The sequence below is a fragment of the Lacrimispora sp. genome (assembly GCF_031982545.1).
In the GTDB taxonomy this organism is placed as follows: Bacteria; Bacillota; Clostridia; order Lachnospirales; family Lachnospiraceae; genus Lacrimispora.
Genome location: NZ_DALYXB010000007.1, coordinates 1 through 16,753 on the forward strand (window position 1 = coordinate 1; position 16,753 = coordinate 16,753).

The 16,753-nt window shown below is 39.7% G+C and carries 22 protein-coding genes, 1 other RNA gene and 1 pseudogene; 4 read left to right on the plus strand and 20 right to left on the minus strand.

What is annotated here, in order from left to right; translation table 11 throughout:
* Positions 1-96 precede the first annotated feature (96 nt).
* From ABS301_RS12625 to ABS301_RS12635, 3 genes are all read right to left on the minus strand, one after another.
* The gene (locus ABS301_RS12625; protein ID WP_170821712.1) at positions 97-327 is read right to left on the minus strand and encodes a hypothetical protein; all 231 of its coding nucleotides are present in this window, start codon (positions 325-327) and stop codon (positions 97-99) included.
* 125 nt (positions 328-452) lie between these two features.
* Entirely contained in the window at positions 453-905 is a 453-nt protein-coding gene (locus ABS301_RS12630) for a cupin domain-containing protein (RefSeq protein WP_349672558.1), read from the minus strand.
* Between the two features lie 2 nt (positions 906-907).
* The gene (locus ABS301_RS12635; RefSeq protein WP_349672559.1) at positions 908-2,107 is read right to left on the minus strand and encodes a winged helix-turn-helix domain-containing protein; all 1,200 of its coding nucleotides are present in this window, start codon (positions 2,105-2,107) and stop codon (positions 908-910) included.
* Between the two features lie 114 nt (positions 2,108-2,221).
* Here ABS301_RS12635 and ABS301_RS12640 point away from each other — a divergent pair, with 114 nt between their 5' ends.
* A complete protein-coding gene (locus tag ABS301_RS12640; RefSeq protein WP_170072239.1) occupies positions 2,222-2,392 on the plus strand; it encodes a hypothetical protein in 171 nt (56 codons plus the stop codon).
* A 15-nt stretch (positions 2,393-2,407) separates the two neighbouring features.
* Here ABS301_RS12640 and ABS301_RS12645 read toward each other — a convergent pair whose 3' ends face one another.
* Complete coding sequence (locus tag ABS301_RS12645) at positions 2,408-2,740, minus strand: DUF1801 domain-containing protein (protein ID WP_349672560.1); 333 nt, start codon at positions 2,738-2,740, stop codon at positions 2,408-2,410.
* Between the two features lie 83 nt (positions 2,741-2,823).
* On the minus strand, positions 2,824-3,198 hold the full coding sequence (locus ABS301_RS12650) for a nuclear transport factor 2-like protein (protein WP_349672561.1): 375 nt from the start codon (positions 3,196-3,198) through the stop codon (positions 2,824-2,826).
* Between the two features lie 399 nt (positions 3,199-3,597).
* On the opposite strand from ABS301_RS12650, the gene ABS301_RS12655 reads away from it, so the two are divergent.
* A complete protein-coding gene (locus tag ABS301_RS12655) occupies positions 3,598-3,870 on the plus strand; it encodes a GNAT family N-acetyltransferase (RefSeq protein WP_491711666.1) in 273 nt (90 codons plus the stop codon).
* Between the two features lie 56 nt (positions 3,871-3,926).
* Here ABS301_RS12655 and ABS301_RS12660 read toward each other — a convergent pair whose 3' ends face one another.
* The 9 genes and pseudogenes from ABS301_RS12660 to ABS301_RS12700 form a co-directional block, all read right to left on the minus strand.
* Positions 3,927-4,424, minus strand: a complete 498-nt coding sequence (locus ABS301_RS12660) for a YcxB family protein (RefSeq protein WP_349672562.1) — start codon at positions 4,422-4,424, stop codon at positions 3,927-3,929.
* A gap of 263 nt (positions 4,425-4,687) precedes the next feature.
* Positions 4,688-5,398, minus strand: coding sequence for an MIP/aquaporin family protein (locus ABS301_RS12665; RefSeq protein ID WP_349672563.1), 711 nt, complete (start codon positions 5,396-5,398; stop codon positions 4,688-4,690).
* Between the two features lie 40 nt (positions 5,399-5,438).
* Positions 5,439-6,932 (minus strand): glycerol kinase GlpK, encoded by a 1,494-nt coding sequence (gene glpK / locus ABS301_RS12670; protein WP_349672564.1) that lies wholly within the window; start codon positions 6,930-6,932, stop codon positions 5,439-5,441.
* Between the two features lie 51 nt (positions 6,933-6,983).
* Positions 6,984-7,364 carry a dihydroxyacetone kinase phosphoryl donor subunit DhaM gene (gene dhaM / locus ABS301_RS12675; protein ID WP_349668426.1) on the minus strand — a complete coding sequence of 127 codons (381 nt, stop codon included), beginning with the start codon at positions 7,362-7,364 and terminating at the stop codon, positions 6,984-6,986.
* 12 nt (positions 7,365-7,376) lie between these two features.
* Complete coding sequence (gene dhaL, locus ABS301_RS12680) at positions 7,377-7,997, minus strand: dihydroxyacetone kinase subunit DhaL (protein ID WP_349672565.1); 621 nt, start codon at positions 7,995-7,997, stop codon at positions 7,377-7,379.
* Between the two features lie 18 nt (positions 7,998-8,015).
* Positions 8,016-9,005, minus strand: a complete 990-nt coding sequence (gene dhaK, locus ABS301_RS12685; RefSeq protein ID WP_349672566.1) for a dihydroxyacetone kinase subunit DhaK — start codon at positions 9,003-9,005, stop codon at positions 8,016-8,018.
* 41 nt (positions 9,006-9,046) lie between these two features.
* Positions 9,047-9,619, minus strand: a complete 573-nt coding sequence (locus ABS301_RS12690) for a glycerol-3-phosphate responsive antiterminator (protein WP_349672567.1) — start codon at positions 9,617-9,619, stop codon at positions 9,047-9,049.
* Positions 9,620-10,357: 738 nt separating this feature from the next.
* Positions 10,358-10,741, minus strand: a pseudogene (locus ABS301_RS12695) (VOC family protein).
* Positions 10,742-10,841: 100 nt separating this feature from the next.
* Positions 10,842-11,225 carry a VOC family protein gene (locus tag ABS301_RS12700; protein ID WP_349672568.1) on the minus strand — a complete coding sequence of 128 codons (384 nt, stop codon included), beginning with the start codon at positions 11,223-11,225 and terminating at the stop codon, positions 10,842-10,844.
* Positions 11,226-11,396: 171 nt separating this feature from the next.
* Here ABS301_RS12700 and ABS301_RS12705 point away from each other — a divergent pair, with 171 nt between their 5' ends.
* Entirely contained in the window at positions 11,397-11,714 is a 318-nt protein-coding gene (locus tag ABS301_RS12705) for a hypothetical protein (RefSeq protein WP_349672569.1), read from the plus strand.
* A gap of 26 nt (positions 11,715-11,740) precedes the next feature.
* Here the strand turns inward: ABS301_RS12705 and ABS301_RS12710 are convergent, their stop codons facing one another.
* The 4 genes from ABS301_RS12710 to ABS301_RS12725 all read right to left on the minus strand — a co-directional run bounded on the left by ABS301_RS12710 (position 11,741) and on the right by ABS301_RS12725 (position 14,674).
* The gene (locus ABS301_RS12710; RefSeq protein ID WP_349672570.1) at positions 11,741-12,202 is read right to left on the minus strand and encodes a GNAT family N-acetyltransferase; all 462 of its coding nucleotides are present in this window, start codon (positions 12,200-12,202) and stop codon (positions 11,741-11,743) included.
* Between the two features lie 39 nt (positions 12,203-12,241).
* Complete coding sequence (locus tag ABS301_RS12715; RefSeq protein WP_349672571.1) at positions 12,242-12,685, minus strand: GNAT family N-acetyltransferase; 444 nt, start codon at positions 12,683-12,685, stop codon at positions 12,242-12,244.
* 93 nt (positions 12,686-12,778) lie between these two features.
* Complete coding sequence (locus ABS301_RS12720) at positions 12,779-13,831, minus strand: zinc-binding dehydrogenase (RefSeq protein ID WP_349672572.1); 1,053 nt, start codon at positions 13,829-13,831, stop codon at positions 12,779-12,781.
* A 450-nt stretch (positions 13,832-14,281) separates the two neighbouring features.
* Positions 14,282-14,674: a RidA family protein gene (locus tag ABS301_RS12725; RefSeq protein ID WP_349672573.1), complete on the minus strand. Its 393-nt coding sequence runs from the start codon at positions 14,672-14,674 to the stop codon at positions 14,282-14,284.
* A 105-nt stretch (positions 14,675-14,779) separates the two neighbouring features.
* Here ABS301_RS12725 and ABS301_RS12730 point away from each other — a divergent pair, with 105 nt between their 5' ends.
* A complete protein-coding gene (locus ABS301_RS12730) occupies positions 14,780-15,121 on the plus strand; it encodes a winged helix-turn-helix transcriptional regulator (protein ID WP_349672574.1) in 342 nt (113 codons plus the stop codon).
* Between the two features lie 132 nt (positions 15,122-15,253).
* On the opposite strand, the gene ssrA is transcribed toward ABS301_RS12730, so the two are convergent.
* Positions 15,254-15,596, minus strand: a transfer-messenger RNA (tmRNA) gene (gene ssrA, locus ABS301_RS12735).
* Positions 15,597-15,671: 75 nt separating this feature from the next.
* A complete protein-coding gene (locus tag ABS301_RS12740) occupies positions 15,672-16,715 on the minus strand; it encodes a ribonucleotide-diphosphate reductase subunit beta (protein ID WP_170820057.1) in 1,044 nt (347 codons plus the stop codon).
* Positions 16,716-16,753: the final 38 nt, after the last annotated feature.

Here is a 16,753-nt window from a genome sequence, read left to right on the forward strand (position 1 = left end):
GTAGGGTATGCTCAGGACTTTCACCTGTAAGAGTTCGCCCATGCTGGGCGAACAAAAATAAGAGATACCAAAAAGGTACCTCTCATAAAAATCTTCTTATTTTGTCCTGGATATCAGAAATTCTTTTAAGTCAGAGATAGACATCTTCTGCTGATCCAGAATGGAAGATACTTCCTTAAACTGTTCCAGACTGATCTTTTCCTGAATTTCCTTTTCTTTTTCTATTAATTCAGTAATTGAATTCTTATGCTGCTGAATTGATTCCTGTACGTCTGCCAATTCCTTCTGAAGCTTTTCAAGTGATGATTTTCTTACTCCTCTAGCCATATTTAAGTCTCCTTGCTGATTCTGGTATTCTGACCATATATTAGCAATTATTGGAGTAAAAATCAATATCATTTCCATAAAATGGATTTGGTAATTTTTTCCATCCGTTTTGGCATAATCTACTCTTAACAATTGGGATCGGATGACCATGTTTCATCTAGTTGTTTCCCTTTAAATACACGTCTTATCCCGTTGGACTTTTGCATATAAACATCCTCATCGGGATAATAACAGGTATCCTCAGCCTCCTTTGTTCCCACATCAAGAATTACCAACGCTTCCTTACCGGAATTAAAGAATGTATGAGCAGTGTTTTTTCCTGCCGGCTTTGCAATAAAATCATCTTTTCCTACTTCCTGTTCCTGTCCGTTTAACCGTAAAGTTCCTTTTCCGGACAAAATCAGAAAAAACTCTTCCTGCTGTGTATGGCTATGGTATTTTGTGCTAAATGCCCCGGGAGGAACGTAATCAATATTTACATAAAGTTTCTGGCTTCCTGCTGCCTCCCCTAATGATTTGGTAACCAGTCCTGCTTCATCACTCCAAATAAACTGCTTTGATAATTTTTCTATATTCATTTTTATATTTCTCCATTCTGGTCTGATTTTTCCATTATAATATCTTTGCACTGATTAAATAGTGAAAATCTCCTGATTGCTGCATCAATGGCTTCATCCATCCGCTTCGTCCGTTTCACATCTGGCTCAAACCATATATTTTTTACCAGTAATGACTGTTTTTTCGTATCGGCAGATGCTTCAATTCTGCCGATAAAACGATCACCGTAAATGACTGGCAGCACATAGTGACCGTATCTGCGTTTTTCTGCCGGTGTGTAAATCTCCCATTTATAATCAAATCCAAAAAGTGCCTGTATTAACTTTCGATCCCACAATAAATTATCCAAAGGTGCAATGAATTCGCATCTTTTTTTCCAGTTTGTATGATCTTTACACTGTCTGGCAAGTGGAATGTCCTCCGCCCGCATATAAAGTTCTTCTTTCATTCCCTCTACATGGACCGTTTCTATCTTCCCTTCTTTAAGAAGCCGGGTAAATGCTGCGCTTCTCTCCGCTGATTTTAAACCTCCGATGTTCAGCCACGCATCCGAAGCCCTGTTCCATAACAGGCCTACTGAGCCGATTCTGCGCAAAACACGCCATGTCTGATGGTCATGCTCATCCGGGTAAGGCTCAGGGTCTGATAAAATTGTCTTGGGAATGCAGTTTTCGATCAGATCATAGTACTTGATGGATCCCGCTTTATGATGAACAGCCAGCTCACCGGTAAAATACATATGCTCCAGCACTGCTCTGGACAGTTTGGTACGGCTCCAGTACCAGTCCACCTTATCCGGCATATCAAGATCCCCGGAACACACCGGACCGTGATCTGCGATATGTTCTCTCACCTGACCCCGAGCCCCACGAACTGCCTCATGACTTCTCTCCCACTGCCGGTGCTGCTCCCGGAAGCGTTCAAAATACGGCCAGTCACTAACTGGAATAATTGAAAGGTTTTTATCAAAATAATCGACCAGTACCCGGTCCTGATATAAGAGATCAGAAAGCATCTCTTTGGTAAATCGTTTTATCCGTGACTGCAAAACCAACTCAGCATTTTTACCGCACACATCTACAGGATCAAACTGGATACAGCCTGCCTGACAAATAAATTCCATAATTCCCTGCTTTCCCTCAAACCGGTAGTCTCCAAGCAGTCCCTGCTTTAGAAGCAGAAAACAGCATGCCTGTCTCTTTGTAAAAGATATCATTTCCATCTCTTCCCTCTCTTTGCAAATGTCCCTTATTTATGTATTACTCTCAGAAAATACCAGTGTACTTCACGTAATTACTGATGTAATATAGTAAAAAAACGTAAGGGGTAATACATAATGCCAAATTCATATTTTAACAAAAATAACTCTGACCAGAACGGCCTGGTACTGGGCATCAGCGTTGGTTTGATCTGTGCTTCAGTAATTAATAATCTTTTAATCGGATTAGCAATGGGAATTGTATTTGGTATGTTATTTCAAAAGGGATTTTTCAGAAAAAAACTGTAATACATAGAATCCGGATTATTTCCCCATAAGCGTTTCCTGAAAAATTGTTTGAAACAGAGAAACAGGTTCCTGATTCAAATAGATTTTAAGCATCCCTTTGGGCGTCATTTTATATTGCTCCAGCTCGGTCTTATGGGACAATAACGCGGAAGCCTCAATATTGAGATGATCTTTAAACGGGATAAGACGGACAAACTTATCTCCCACATAATAGCTTGGTAATTTAGCCCACAGCCGCTCCTCTGCTTCACATGGTACGCTTTCCATAATCTGTTCTCTTATTTTCATAAAGAGCTGTTTTATTTCGTCACTGTATTTATTCATATAATTTTGTATGTCTTCACTCATAAGAAACACCCCCTTTTTAAGTATATTAACTTAAACACCTCCCGCAGTCAAGAAGAGTAAATAGAGAGCATCTAAAATACCTTTCATAGAATCGGCATGCCTAATTTCATGTTTCGCCGCCATTCAGGAATTTCACTATCATCGCCCCAATACTCATCCAACTGTATAATCTTACCTTGTTCCACTTGAAAAAATGAAACAACATGGAAGGATACCTCAGAAGACCAGATATGGGCTGCAGTAATAATCTGATCACCATTCTGCTCCATTCGTTCCATTGCACCATTCCATTTCCCCGGATATTCACAGTTGGCTTTTATAAATTCAGGAACAGTGAACTGTTCATTTGTACAATGCCAGCGGATTACCCCATTCTCATGAAAAAATTTCAAAAGCTCATCTGCATTTTGTTCCGCCACATACTTCCAATAGAGATTCATTCTTTTTCTTTCATTCACACTTCATTCCTCCAGTATCAGACTGCGCAAAATTCATTGAACACAAAAACATCCTATCACAGAAAAAAAGACAGCTGTATGTCATGTTTTATAAAGTAAAGGTATTAAAATATTTCAGTAAAACATCATATAAAATAATTTATTTTATGAATACGTCAATATCACAATAATACGTTTTATTAACAAAATTTCCACACATCTCACATATTTTCAGCTTTACATAATGATATTTTTAGGTTATACTTACTATAACTCTTCTTTGGAGCATCGTTTCCCCAATTTCTACGATGCTCTTTTTTTGTCCTCATTTTGTTATGAATCATAATACATAGAGAACTTCTTGAACCTTTCTTCATGAAATGTTATAATCATTTCATTACAAGACAGGAGGTATTATATATGAACTTTACCTACACCCCTAATAAGATTGCACTTTATCATTCAGACAGTAATCTGCTGGCTGAAGTTACATTTCCTGACGTAGATGACAACACGGTTAACATCAATCATACCTTTGTGGATGATTCTCTCAGAGGACAGGGTATCGCAGGTCAGCTGATGAAAGCGGCGGCAGATCATTTACGCTCGGAAGGAAAAAAAGCAGTTCTGACATGCTCCTATGCTATCACCTGGTTTGAAAAGCATCCGGAATATCAGGATTTGCTGAAATAAATAATATAAAAATTGCAGGTCTGAAACAACAGACCTGCAATTCTTGTATTATGCCTTTAATTTTTTATTTTACCATCTATGAATTTCCTGAAGCTTTCTACATCTTCTTCGATAAAACCATTTTTATCAAGAGGAATAAACATTCGCCCTTCTAAAATAAGTATCATCAAATTTTTAGTCTCTATATGTTTTAAAATATGTTGATACGAAATCTCCCGTTGATTTTTATTTTCTGTAGTAATCAGGATGAAATCCTTAAACTCAACCATGCATTCACAATCAGACTTTCCGTACATTACCTGCATACGCCGCTGATTTAATCGAATCACTTTTTCCAGCTTCGCAATCAATACTCCTGCCAGAAAAACTGGAGCTGCCACATCAAATATGGTCAACACTCCAATGTCGTGCTTCATAAATCTCATGACAAAATTAATAATAATCAATAAGTACACAATTAAAAACGGGATTATCAGCTTCCGGTAATAATCCAGCATGACTGCATAATGGTATTCCTTCATAACCTTTTCAGTATGTATACATCTGTTTTTCATCATTCTCCCCTTGAATCTATATTTTACCTTTTCATTTTATCAACTGAATCAGAAACAATCAATGATAAAATGGGACAAAGATACCTCTTTTTCCACTTTATGCCTCATTTCTCCGATTTTCCAAACTTTTCTGTTTAGGGCATAGCAGCAGATGAGTCTTTACCTACGCCCTCATATGAGGATAAGCCGGGTAAAACAGCATTGACCTGTGCTGCTTACCCGGCTTACGATTTCACTTAGGAATAGTATATTAATTTTTTATTCTACCAGGGAATTACGTTGAATAACAACACAGCTGCAAGAGCGCCAATCACAGGACCAACTACCGGTATCCAGGAATATTTCCAATTGGAATCACCTTTTCCTTTAATAGGAAGTAATGCATGGGCGATCCTGGGGCCTAAATCACGGGCTGGATTAATGGCGTATCCAGTTAAACCGCCAAGAGACATGCCAACGGAAACAATGATACCAAATGTAAGCAGTTTGTCGACGCCCGGGGCTAAGTTTGCCACATTTCCAATGCCTTTGATTGCAAAAACCAGCACGAATGTTCCAACTGCTTCACTCAACAGATTCAGTCCGGTATTGGGTACAGATGGACCTGTGGAAAATACGCCCAGTTTTGTTGCAGCATCTTCTGTAAGATCAAACTGTCCCTTAAACAACACGTAAACCAGGGTTGCTCCAAGAAATGCTCCAAGTAATTGTGCAATGATGTACGTTGGAACTACATTCCAGCTTACAGATCCCTCTGCCGCCAGGGCGATGGTTAATGCAGGATTAAAGTGTGCTCCAGAAGAGGCTCCGAAAATAAAGGCAGGCAGCATAACTGCAAGACCCCATGCAAATGTTATCTGGACCGATCCGGCCCCTTTCATCCCCGACTTATTTAACGTAACGTTCGCTACTACGCCATCACCAAGTAATATCAGCAACATGGTACCGATCAGTTCTGAAATAAAAATCAACATACTCCCTTACCTCCTGAAATCTCGGTTGATAGAAACGATATCATTCCTTTGCCCAGCCATAAGAACATTTAACAGCTTTATTCCAGCCATTTACAAGTTCTGTTCTCTCAGCTTCGGCCATATCGGGACGGAATACTTTGTCAATCTGCCAGTTCTTTACAACCGCTTCCTTATTCTCCCAGTAACCCACTGCAAGCCCTGCAAGGTATGCAGCTCCCATGGCAGTCGTCTCTACACACACCGGTCTGTGTACCGGCGCTCCCATAATATCAGACTGGAACTGCATCAGGAAGTTGTTTGCACTGGCTCCGCCATCCACTTTTAATGTGCTGAGGGTAATGCCTGAGTCTGCCTGCATAGCGCTTATTACGTCATTTACCTGGAAAGCCAGTGATTCAAGAGTCGCCCGGATAATGTGATACTTGTTGACTCCTCTTGTGATACCTACAATGGTTCCTCTGGCGTATTGATCCCAGTGAGGCGCACCAAGTCCTGTAAATGCAGGAACTACGTAGCAGCCATTGGTATCTTTTACCTTTTTCGCCATATACTCAGAATCCTGTGAGGAATCAACCAGCTTCATTTCATCACGAAGCCACTGTATGGCAGCACCCGCCACAAAGATCGAACCTTCCAGAGCATAGTTTACTTTTCCGTCAAGACCCCAGGCAATTGTCGTAACCAATCCATTTTTGGAATATACAGGCTTTTCTCCGGTATTCATAAGGAGGAAGCATCCGGTTCCATATGTATTTTTCGCTTCTCCAGCTGTAAAACAGGTCTGGCCAAACAGAGCGGACTGCTGGTCTCCTGCTGCCCCGCCAATGGGAATCGGACCGCCAAAAAACTGGGAATCGGATTCCCCGTACACAAAGCTTGATGGCTTCGCTTCCGGAAGCATACATTCGGGAATATTTAATTCTTTTAAGATATCCTGATCCCATTTCAGCTCCTGTATATTGAATAACATGGTTCTTGATGCATTGGAATAATCCGTCACATGAACTCTGCCTTTTGTCAGCTTCCATATGAGCCAGGTTTCCACTGTACCAAAGAGCAGTTCTCCTGCTTCGGCCCGTTCTCTGACGCCTTCCACATTGTCTAAAATCCATTTCAGCTTGGTTCCTGAGAAATAAGCGTCAATGATAAGACCTGTTTTTTGCCTGAACGAATCGGTGAGTCCCTTTTCTTTTAAAGAGTCACAATACTCAGAAGTACGTCTGCACTGCCATACAATTGCATGATATACCGGCTCTCCAGTTGCTTTGTCCCAGACAATTGTCGTCTCTCTCTGATTTGTAATACCAATTGCAGCAATATCTTCAGCAACTGCACCAATCTTAGACATTGCTTCAACCGCTACCCCTAACTGGGAAGACCAGATTTCATTTGCATCGTGTTCAACCCAGCCGGGTTTAGGGAAATACTGTGTAAACTCTTTTTGAGCCACACTGCACATCTCACCCTTCTCGTTAAATAAAATGCATCTGTTGCTGGTTGTTCCTGAGTCCAAGGCCATTACGTACTTCGCCATCAATAATACCCTCCTTTGATTTATTCATTTAATAAGTACTTTACGTACCTTTTAAAACTTATTAACATATCCGGATTTTGTCAGATTCCGGTATATTACTTCCAAAGACTGACCGCCTGCTGCTGCAATGGTTCCTGCAACGGCACCTTCCACCAGCGGGCAGTCAACCATTTTTACCTTGTGATTCTCCATGGATTCCAACACCATTTCTGTCGTCATCACAGCACTTCCCATATCCATAAGCACCAAAACACCGTCTCCGCTATTTGCCTCTTCTATGGCATCTGAAATAAGCTGATAGCTGGTGCCAAAACTCCCATCCTCCAGCCCACCGGCTGGAATCACTGTGACACGCTCCGCCATGAGCCTGGTAAAATCAGCCACGCTTTCAGCTAACATCCGGCTATGGGATACAATTACAAAACCAACCATATATTCCTCCTGTCAAATCTGGGAAGCGATTGCTTCCAAAAGGAATACAAACGACGTTGCGCCGGGGTCCTGATGGCCGATGCTGCGTTCACCCAGATAAGCCGCTCTTCCCTTTGTTGCAATAATTGTCTTTGTATACTCAATTCCCTCTCTCGCAGCAGTAAGACCTGCCTCCATTGACTTTTTCCCGTCACCGGAAAACATCCATTCCCGTTCCATTGCACGCTTTGCAGGCAGCATTGCATCAAGCATTGTCTTCTCTCCTTCTGCAGCCTTTCCTCGTGCCATAACTCCCTCTATGGCACACTGAAAAGCCTCTAAAAAATCGGGATACGTAACTTCTTCTTTCCCTTTTAGAAACATTCCTGCTTTCATAAAAGCGGTGCCATATAATGGACCGGAGGCACCTCCAACCGTAGACACCAATATCATTCCAAGGTTTTTTATCATATCACCGGCATCCATCTGAGCCAGTGAATCTCTTTTTTTGATTACTTCTGAGAAACCTCTTGCCATATTAATGCCATGGTCTCCGTCACCAATGACATTATCAAGCTCGGTCAGAAACGCTTTTTGTTTCTCCATAGCAACTGCCATCTGATCAATTACCAGGATTATTTTTTCTTTGTTCATCTCATCACTCCATAATCATCATGCTTTCCATGCGGGTGTATCAGCTTTTTCATCTAACAGCGATTTTAACTGCGCATCTAATTTCAACAGGGAAACAGAAAATCCTTCCATCTCAATGGAGGTCATGTATTCACCAACATAAGTCTTATAGACAGAAATACCTTTTTCTTTCAAAACGTCTGAAACCCGGTTGTTGATAATAAACAGTTCCATAAGAGGAGTCGCGCCGGAACCATTAACCATAACCGCCACTTCGCTTCCCTCATAATCAATATCAGCAAGTATTTTATCAAGGAGCAGATCCACGATTTCATTAGCTGTTTTTATTTTCTCCCGGTGAGTACCAGGCTCGCCATGTATTCCGATCCCGACCTCCATCTCATCCTCTGCCAGCTCAAATCCCGGTTTCCCTGCAGCGGGTACGGTACAGGGACGGATTGCTGCCCCCATTGTTCGAACATTGGCGATTACTTTATTGGCTGTTTCCTGAACCTGACCCAGGTCATCTCCCCTCTCAGCTGCAGCTCCCGCTATTTTATGTACAAACACTGTGCCTGCCACACCTCTTCTGCCTACGGTGTATAAACTGTCTTTTACAGCTACGTCATCATTTACAATTACCTGTTTTACCAGAATACCATCGGCCTCCGCCAATTCTGCTGCCATTTCAAAATTCATTACATCACCGGTGTAATTTTTAATCACCATTAATACACCGGCATCATTTGCAATTTCTTTGATCCCTTCATAAATCTGATCGGGAGTTGGTGAGGTAAATACTGCTCCTGCCACAGCAGCATCAAGCATCCCAGTTCCTACATATCCTGCATGGGCAGGCTCGTGCCCGCTTCCGCCGCCGCTGATCAGTGAAACCTTATTTTCTTTTTTATTTCTTCGGACTACTACATTACCGCAGTCAAGCTTTCGTAAATCCTTTGGATATGCTTTAACAAGTCCCAAAATCATCTCGTTCTCTGCCTGGTCCACATCATTCATGAACTTTTTCATCTTTAACTACCTCCTCACAATTAAAAACAGTTTCTTTTTCACTACATAAACCATACCGCCTGGTCAGAGGTTGATATGGAAAGCGCACCGCTTCCTAACGCTGACATAACATCTTCTTTATCTGAAATCAGTCCGCCTGCAATTACAGGCACTTTGCTGATTTTACAGACCTTTTTTATCACTTTTGGCATAACTCCCGGTAAAATCTCAATGACATCCGGATGTACCCCACAAGATACATTCTGCTTTTCAATATTCACCAGAGCCATGGAATCAATCACAAAATATCTCAGTACCGTATATAGTCCAATCTCTTTTGCCCGTTGGATCAGCGACTGTTTGGTGGTTATAATTCCATCTGCTTTTGTATGTGTTTTGATAAAATCAACAGCAGCCTCCTTTCCGCTCAAGCCAACCAGCAAGTCCATATGGACCATAATAATGTTATCTTCTTTTTTTACCTCGTCTACGATCTCACTGATATTGCAGACATCTCCAAATAATATGAAAATCACTTTAACATCTGATTGTGCACATTTCTTTAAGCCAGCCATATCTTTTACTGCAGCAATGATAGGGTTGTTTTCAATAACAGTCCATAATTTGTTGTCCACCTTCAACACTCCTTACTTGTCTATTGACCAGCTTTCGTAATTATGAATTTATTTTTTCTTTCAAAAAAAAGAGTGCATAACGACTAATCAGCATTTCTGCTGCCGTATCTGCACTCTTCTCTCTAGGATTTTACTTATATACAATATAGCACACATTTGTGCATATTGCAATATTTATTTTAAATTATTTTGATTTTATTATATATATTGCATTGTTTTTTATTTAACATAGTCCTTTTTATATACATATTGCATAGTTAATTTTTGGTTTTTTGCAAATAAATACATGCCATTTGACTATTTTCTACTAGTTTCAACGGGTTTGTACTGCCACGTGATTGAATGTATCCTACAAAAAAGCAGTTAAATCTTTGTGATTATCAACAGGATAAGACTAAATGTGAGTTATCTTCGTTATTTGTTTCACATTATTAACAATGGATACGAACCTGGGGCGTACAGCAGAATGCACACAATAAAGATCTGCCAGCAAATGTATGAGATCCTTATTATTATGTGCGCGTCTTTCGTCCCTTTATATCAAAATGTTCAGTTTTCGCAATTAGTATTAATATTAGCATGAGGAATAAGTATTTTCAATGTTATGACATGATACTAACAGAAAGCGAACAGAAGTGTAACAGAAAAAAATCCCCTGAACATCACTGTCCTGAGGATTTAGTTTTTGAATATTATTTCTTTAAGGGTCTGACCTTGGTAGATCTTTAGCACTTCTATTTAATGATTCCATACAACAAAACAAAACGGATGTCCCGCGGGATCCAGCATAGTAATCCATTCTTCACCGCCATACTGTTCCTCTGCTTTTTTTGCACCTAACATAATTGCTTTTTCCACTGCTTCCTACAACTCACTCTTATCCGCTACAGCAAAATCCAAATGTGCCATCATCTGTTGCTGCCCCAGCCTGGCAGGCCAGGTAGGTGGAATATAATTTTCATCATACTGGAAAGCGATCCCCATATCGTCTTCCTTTGAATGTATTCCTACAAATGTTTCTAGTTCATATACTACCGGCCAATATAAAAGGCTTGTGTAGAAAGAAACTAATTGTGGTATGTCCCGGCATTCTAAAATTACTGTTTTTAATTTTATATTCATATAGATTAATGCCTCCTCTTTTTTCTTTCATTGTAACAAAGAAGGCAAAAATCTGAAACCTTAATGATAATTTAGAAATAACGCTGAGTTTTAGCGATTACTATTTTTGCTTCATACCAAAAGCAATCCACCGCCCATCTATGTCTTCTAACACAAATTCCAGATTATTGTAATCTGTCATCTTTAGTGGACGAACGATTTTAGCTCCTTTGCTTATAAATTCATTTTGCAATTCTTCCTGATTATCCGTAATAAAATATGAATCTTCCCCGTAACCGTACAACTCCCTGTTCGTGTAAACTTTATTGGTATTTGCTTTTGTCAAAACTATTTCCACGCGGTCACGGTAAAGGCAAATATGAGGCTCCTTTACATCTAAATATTTAACCATTCTAAATCCCATAACTTCATTATAATATTTAGCGGTCTTTTCCATATCTGGTGTGGGGAACACTGCAAGTATTGAATAAAGTGTCTTTTCCATAAATAATCCCTCCTATTATAGCTTCTGAATGAAGTATTTTCATTTATAGACTACCATTAAATGGGTCAATTATCAATATAAGATAAACAAAAGGCAACTTTGATAACTGTTGACAATCCAATGTTATAATACTACGATATAATTAAAACTTAATGTTGAAAGGAGAACACGATGTCAGTTGCAAGTTGGCTGAATGTAGCAAGCCTTATATTGGGACTCATTGCATGGGCACTTCCTGTTATTAACCTGGTTCAATATAAGAAAGCGGGCAATCGTAAATGGGTTATATTTTCCTTGACAAGCGTTAGCGTCTGTGGGCTTTCTCTGTATATGCAAATCCTCTATACGGATTATCTGGTAAAAATAAATGACTGGTCTGCGCTTATGGATACTTCCAGCGGAGTTGTCTCAATAACTGGCCTGCTTCTTATAGTCACGATCATACTCAATCTTGTCACATTATTTTTACGTTGTATAAAAAATCAGTAAACTGTTATATCTTAATTTTATTCTGTTTATTTTCCGATAGAATTCTGCTGAGTGCTATCTTTGAATAAACGTTTAGAGAATTTAAAATGAAAGTTATTCATGCCTTCTCTCGTATAAAAATGATGCGTATTTTCGCGTAATTGATTACAGGCTACCTCAATTTGTGAACAGCCGTTATTTTTTGCAATCTGGCAGCTTTGGGAAAACATCTCTTTTCCAATGCCTTTGTTTCTGTATGTATCGGCAACTGCAAATTCAAGGATTTCTGCTATCTGTTCTATATGATGCAGCTGCGCTTCAAAACGTATGTTCAGGACACCTATCACTGCACCGTCCTGTTCACAAACCAAGCAATAATAGTGACAGTCACTTAACTGGTCCTGATAGATTGCGTAAAACCTGTCATAGGAAAATTCCTTGTTTTCCATATTGCATATTAAAGAATGGATTGCTTTACAATCGTCTAAATTACCTTTTCTGTAATTCATTCAGATAGACTCCTTTAATTTTCATTATCCACAGGTTGTTCAAACTAATTTCATGTATAAAATCGGATAAGGATTCCCCTGCTCATCCGTTTCAGTTCTTTTATAAACCTGAAATCCCATATGCTCATAGAACGCTTTCGCCTGCGGGTTTTGTTCATTCACTCCTAATTCATTTATGGAATAATTCTCTATTCCATAATGGATCAGCTGTTTTCCTAATCCCTTTCCACGATACCCGGGGGATATAAAAAGCATTTCTAATGTTCTATCTTCAATTCCCATAAATGCAACAGGATTATTTTCATCATTAAATGCAACAATCAAATGAGCGATTGAACTCAAAGCCTGTGGAATATACCTGGATATATTTTTAATCTCTGAGTCAGATAAAAATAAATGTGTTTCTCGAACCGATTTGTCCCAGACTTCAAAAAGTTGCTTTAATATTACCGTATTTAATTCGTTGACTTCAATCAATTTCATATTTACTCTCTCTCGATAACAAGTGCCCGCCGGTCACACTGAAACAGGAAAAGTCTGGATAACTTCAGACTTTTCCTGTGAAACTTAAGGGTGTTAATTAATAAAAACTACAGGTTTAATCAGATCCTTTGGCTTTTGATCCATTAGATAAAAAGCATCTTCAATTTTTGATAAGCCATTATATCGATGTGTGATCAGTTTTGTTGTATCTATCCTACCATATTGAACCAAATTAAGCAATTTTCTAATTCGGCGGGCGCCACCAGGACAGAATCCCCCACGAATCGTTTTATCAGACATGCCAAGGCCCCATGATGATGTTGGCATAGAGAGCACGTCCTGAGCGTCAAAGAAGTTAACATTGGAAATATATCCTCCCGGAACCGTCATTTCAACTGCCTGCCGAAGAATATCGCCGCTTCCTCCTGCAATAATGACAGAATCAGCACCGCCTTTGGTTAATTCAATTACCTGTTTTACGATATCGCCATCTTTGTAGCTTACTATGTCTGTTGCTCCGTATTCCTTTGCAATTTTAACGCAATTCGGACGAGTACCAATTGCAATCAACTGACCAGCCCCCTGCAGTTTGGCTCCTGCAACTGCCATAAGTCCAACAGGACCTATTCCGATTACAACAACCTTATCACCAAATCTCACATTTGCATTCTCTACACCGTGAAAACCAGTAGACATCATGTCCACTGTCATTAGAGCAGCCTCCGGCAATACGTTTTCTGGCAGAAGAACCAGATTGGCATCTGCCTGATTAACATGAAAATATTCCGCAAAAGTGCCGTCTTTGGAACCCAGGAATTTAAAACTTTTCATGAGTCCTTCATCATGTGCATTATATTCTCCTTGTACATTTTCAGCGAGCCAGTTGGGAGTGGTGCAAGGTACAACCACCATATCACCTGTTTTAAAATTATTAACCAAATTGCCAACTTCTACTATCTCACCAACAGATTCATGTCCAAGAATTAATTCTTTTCGCTCTCCGAAGCCACCGTGAAGAAGATGGTTGTCAGAGGAACATGGTGCGAGTACGATTGGGCGAATAATTGCGTCTAAAGCCCCGCATTTCGGCCGTTCTTTTTCAATCCAGCCCGCTTTTTCAATAGAGTGCATTCCAAAACCTTTCATTATGTATACCTCCTTTTCATTATATAAAAGAGTATATGACATCGATAAAATTATATCAATATTTTTTTACTTATTTAGCTGTGAATATTTTATTAAAAGCAGCAAAAAAATCATAATTACAAAGTATATTGCACAAGCCAAGTTTTTAATAAAAGAAATTAATAAAGGGGAGAATAGAATGAACAAACTAAAATTATTATCTGGCGCTACCATCACTGGCGCACAAGTTTTCTCAATCGGAGCGTTAACTCCGACCCGTAGATAGATAATAAAAATAAAGCCAGTACTCACCGGGATTCCTTGTAAATACGAGGTTTCCCGGTGTTTTTATTATAGCAAATATGTTTAAATAAATGCACTTTTACGGTAATTATTGCAGGCTCTGCAACACGAAAATGCAACACGATTTTGGAGGATACCGGTTACCCACCTTTTTACCTCTGAAAAAAATCAATTAACATGTGCCACTGCACGAATTTCAATCAGCTGGTCGGGAAACGACATACTTGATACACCCACAAGAGTACCAGCTGGTCGGTGATCACCCACATATTCCTTAAAAATTCTAATACATTTTTCAAAATGTTCTTGTGGGTCTGTTAGAAAAATCTCCATCTCTGCAATATTTGTTCTTGTTGCACTGAATTCTGCTAACACTCGATCAAGATTTTCTAATGTTTGTTTCGTCTGCACCTCAATATCTCCCGCTCCAACAAATGTGCCTTGCATATCATGGGAGAATTGTCCCGAAATATATAAGATACCGTTAACGCAGTAACCCTGGGCAATACCATGCTCGCCTTCCCATGGCAGGCCGTGATTATAAGTTTTAATACCAGTCATAATTATCGCTCCTTTACTTTAAAGTGAGCTTAGTATATACTAATTTAAAACCAAAAAAAAGTACGTACTTTATTGAAAGGTACTATTGGAAAGGATAGTGTAAGTATGGGAATGGCTGATTTTAATGGCATAGTTAAAAATATTCAAGATACCCCTTTCGGCTATACAATGTCAGTGATTGGCGGGAAATGGAAAATGGTTATTATATACCTTTTAGCTGAAAACCAACCAGTTCGTTTTAACGAAATGCAAAGACAAATAGGAACTATTACTTATAAAATACTAAGTTCCCAATTAAAAGAATTGGAAGAGGCTGGGTTGGTGAGGCGGAAAGAGTATCCCCAGATTCCTCCTAAAGTTGAATACAGTCTGACAGATCGAGCACAAACTTTATTACCCATTTTAGAAGAATTGTGTGATTGGGGAGCAAAAAATCGATATAGTTAAAATACAAAAAATAATTAACTTCCTTACTGCAATAACATTGTAATGCATTTCCATTGCAAGGTAGCACGATAAGCTATTCAACACGATATGCAACACAAAAATAAAAAAGCCTAGTATTTACTAGACTTTTTCGAGTGGAGCAGACGGGATTTGAACCCGTGTCCAAAAACCAATTCCCTGTTCTTCTACTATCATAGTTAGTTCATTGACATTCCCTCCACAGTCCGGGAACTAACACCCTGGCTGCTTTAGTAGCTTCATAATACGTCCGCATACTCAAAGCTTTGCATACGTCGTTTCTCACATAGTCGATGCCGGGATCTTAAAGTGTGAGTGCTCTAAGGCCGACAAGCTGCATTAAGCAGCTAAAGCTAATTTATTATTGTTAGCGTTTATATTTAGGTTTGCCATTTAACGCATCGCATACGGATAGCTTCACCAGCTGCATAGCCCCTGTCGAAACCAGTACTGCCCCTGACTGGTACTCTTCAAGCGAGCATTATCATAGTATCACGAAAAAAAATAAATGTCAACATCCACTGCGTTCTATTTACAGATCGTCAATCAGGGCGCTGCTCTTGGCATATGCTGTGCTTCTTGCTTCAAAAAAATCAGTTTTTATTAAATTTGCGTTGCTGTACTGGCTGACCCAGGACATACTCTCCGGCTCTCTTTCATGCCCCTCGTAAATCCGCTCCCAGCCAAGACTTTCACACCGGAAATTCCCCAGATACATGATGTAATCTGTGATCATTTCCTTTGTTAATCCAGGAACCTCATCTCCAATTGCATAGATTCCCCATGCAATTTCCTGCTCACACCCTTCTTTGATCATGCTTCGGTACTCACTGACGCATTCCGGAGTAAACAGTTGGGGTTCTTCCTTTTTCAGTTCCAGAATGATGTTGCGGAACAGCCATAGGTGTGTATTCTCATCCCGGTTAATATAGCGGATCTCCTGTGAGGAGCCTGTCATCTTATGATTTCGCCCTAGATTGTAGAAGAACATAAAGCCGCTGTAAAAATAGATTCCCTCCAGAATAAAGTTGGCAACTACTGCTTTTAAAAATGCCCGGCTGCTCTTGTCTTTCTGAAATTCATTATACAGATCTCCGATAAAAGTGTTTCGTGCCAGAAGATGAGGATCATTCTTCCACTGATACAAAACTTCATTTCTTGTCTGGGGTTCGCAGATGGTATCCAGCATATAGCTGTAGCTCTGACTGTGAACTGCCTCCTGAAATGTCTGAATTGCCAGACAGAGATTAATCTCATTGGCTGTTATATATTCGCTGATGGCCGGTAAGTTGGCTGTCTGGATGCTGTCTAAAAACACCAGAAATGATAGAATCTTATCATACGCCCTGCGCTCACCCGGACTTAAAAGAGGATAATCCTTGCTGTCTCTTAACAGATTAATCTCCTCCGGTATCCAGAAATTATTCATAGCCTGACGATACCAGTCACTTACCCAGCCGTATTTCATGTTGTTAAAATCATTTAAATTGGTGGTATTGCCATTGATCATGCGCCGATCTCTTACTTCCACGGATCCTTCCGGATTAAATAGAGGTCTTTTCTTTAACTGTTCCATGGGTTCTGGTTCCACTCTCCTTTTTATTGTCTTATTTT

Bases quoted from the DNA above. Each gene is read 5' to 3' on its own strand.
- ABS301_RS12705 (WP_349672569.1), top strand. From the start codon at position 11,397: ATGTCAGTTGCAAGTTGGCTGAATGTAGCAAGCCTTATATTGGGACTC.
- ABS301_RS12645 (WP_349672560.1), bottom strand. From the start codon at position 2,740: ATGAGTGAAGACATACAAAATTATATGAATAAATACAGTGACGAAATA.
- ABS301_RS12700 (WP_349672568.1), bottom strand. From the start codon at position 11,225: ATGGAAAAGACACTTTATTCAATACTTGCAGTGTTCCCCACACCAGAT.
- dhaL (WP_349672565.1), bottom strand. From the start codon at position 7,997: ATGAACAAAGAAAAAATAATCCTGGTAATTGATCAGATGGCAGTTGCT.
- glpK (WP_349672564.1), bottom strand. From the start codon at position 6,932: ATGGCGAAGTACGTAATGGCCTTGGACTCAGGAACAACCAGCAACAGA.
- ABS301_RS12715 (WP_349672571.1), bottom strand. From the start codon at position 12,685: ATGAAATTGATTGAAGTCAACGAATTAAATACGGTAATATTAAAGCAA.
- ABS301_RS12630 (WP_349672558.1), bottom strand. From the start codon at position 905: ATGAATATAGAAAAATTATCAAAGCAGTTTATTTGGAGTGATGAAGCA.
- ABS301_RS12710 (WP_349672570.1), bottom strand. From the start codon at position 12,202: ATGAATTACAGAAAAGGTAATTTAGACGATTGTAAAGCAATCCATTCT.
- ABS301_RS12720 (WP_349672572.1), bottom strand. From the start codon at position 13,831: ATGAAAGGTTTTGGAATGCACTCTATTGAAAAAGCGGGCTGGATTGAA.
- ABS301_RS12625 (WP_170821712.1), bottom strand. From the start codon at position 327: ATGGCTAGAGGAGTAAGAAAATCATCACTTGAAAAGCTTCAGAAGGAA.
- ABS301_RS12655 (WP_491711666.1), top strand. From the start codon at position 3,598: ATGAACTTTACCTACACCCCTAATAAGATTGCACTTTATCATTCAGAC.
- ABS301_RS12660 (WP_349672562.1), bottom strand. From the start codon at position 4,424: ATGAAAAACAGATGTATACATACTGAAAAGGTTATGAAGGAATACCAT.
- dhaK (WP_349672566.1), bottom strand. From the start codon at position 9,005: ATGAAAAAGTTCATGAATGATGTGGACCAGGCAGAGAACGAGATGATT.
- ABS301_RS12730 (WP_349672574.1), top strand. From the start codon at position 14,780: ATGGGAATGGCTGATTTTAATGGCATAGTTAAAAATATTCAAGATACC.
- ABS301_RS12740 (WP_170820057.1), bottom strand. From the start codon at position 16,715: ATGGAACAGTTAAAGAAAAGACCTCTATTTAATCCGGAAGGATCCGTG.
- dhaM (WP_349668426.1), bottom strand. From the start codon at position 7,364: ATGGTTGGTTTTGTAATTGTATCCCATAGCCGGATGTTAGCTGAAAGC.
- ABS301_RS12640 (WP_170072239.1), top strand. From the start codon at position 2,222: ATGCCAAATTCATATTTTAACAAAAATAACTCTGACCAGAACGGCCTG.
- ABS301_RS12725 (WP_349672573.1), bottom strand. From the start codon at position 14,674: ATGACTGGTATTAAAACTTATAATCACGGCCTGCCATGGGAAGGCGAG.
- ABS301_RS12665 (WP_349672563.1), bottom strand. From the start codon at position 5,398: ATGTTGATTTTTATTTCAGAACTGATCGGTACCATGTTGCTGATATTA.
- ABS301_RS12635 (WP_349672559.1), bottom strand. From the start codon at position 2,107: ATGGAAATGATATCTTTTACAAAGAGACAGGCATGCTGTTTTCTGCTT.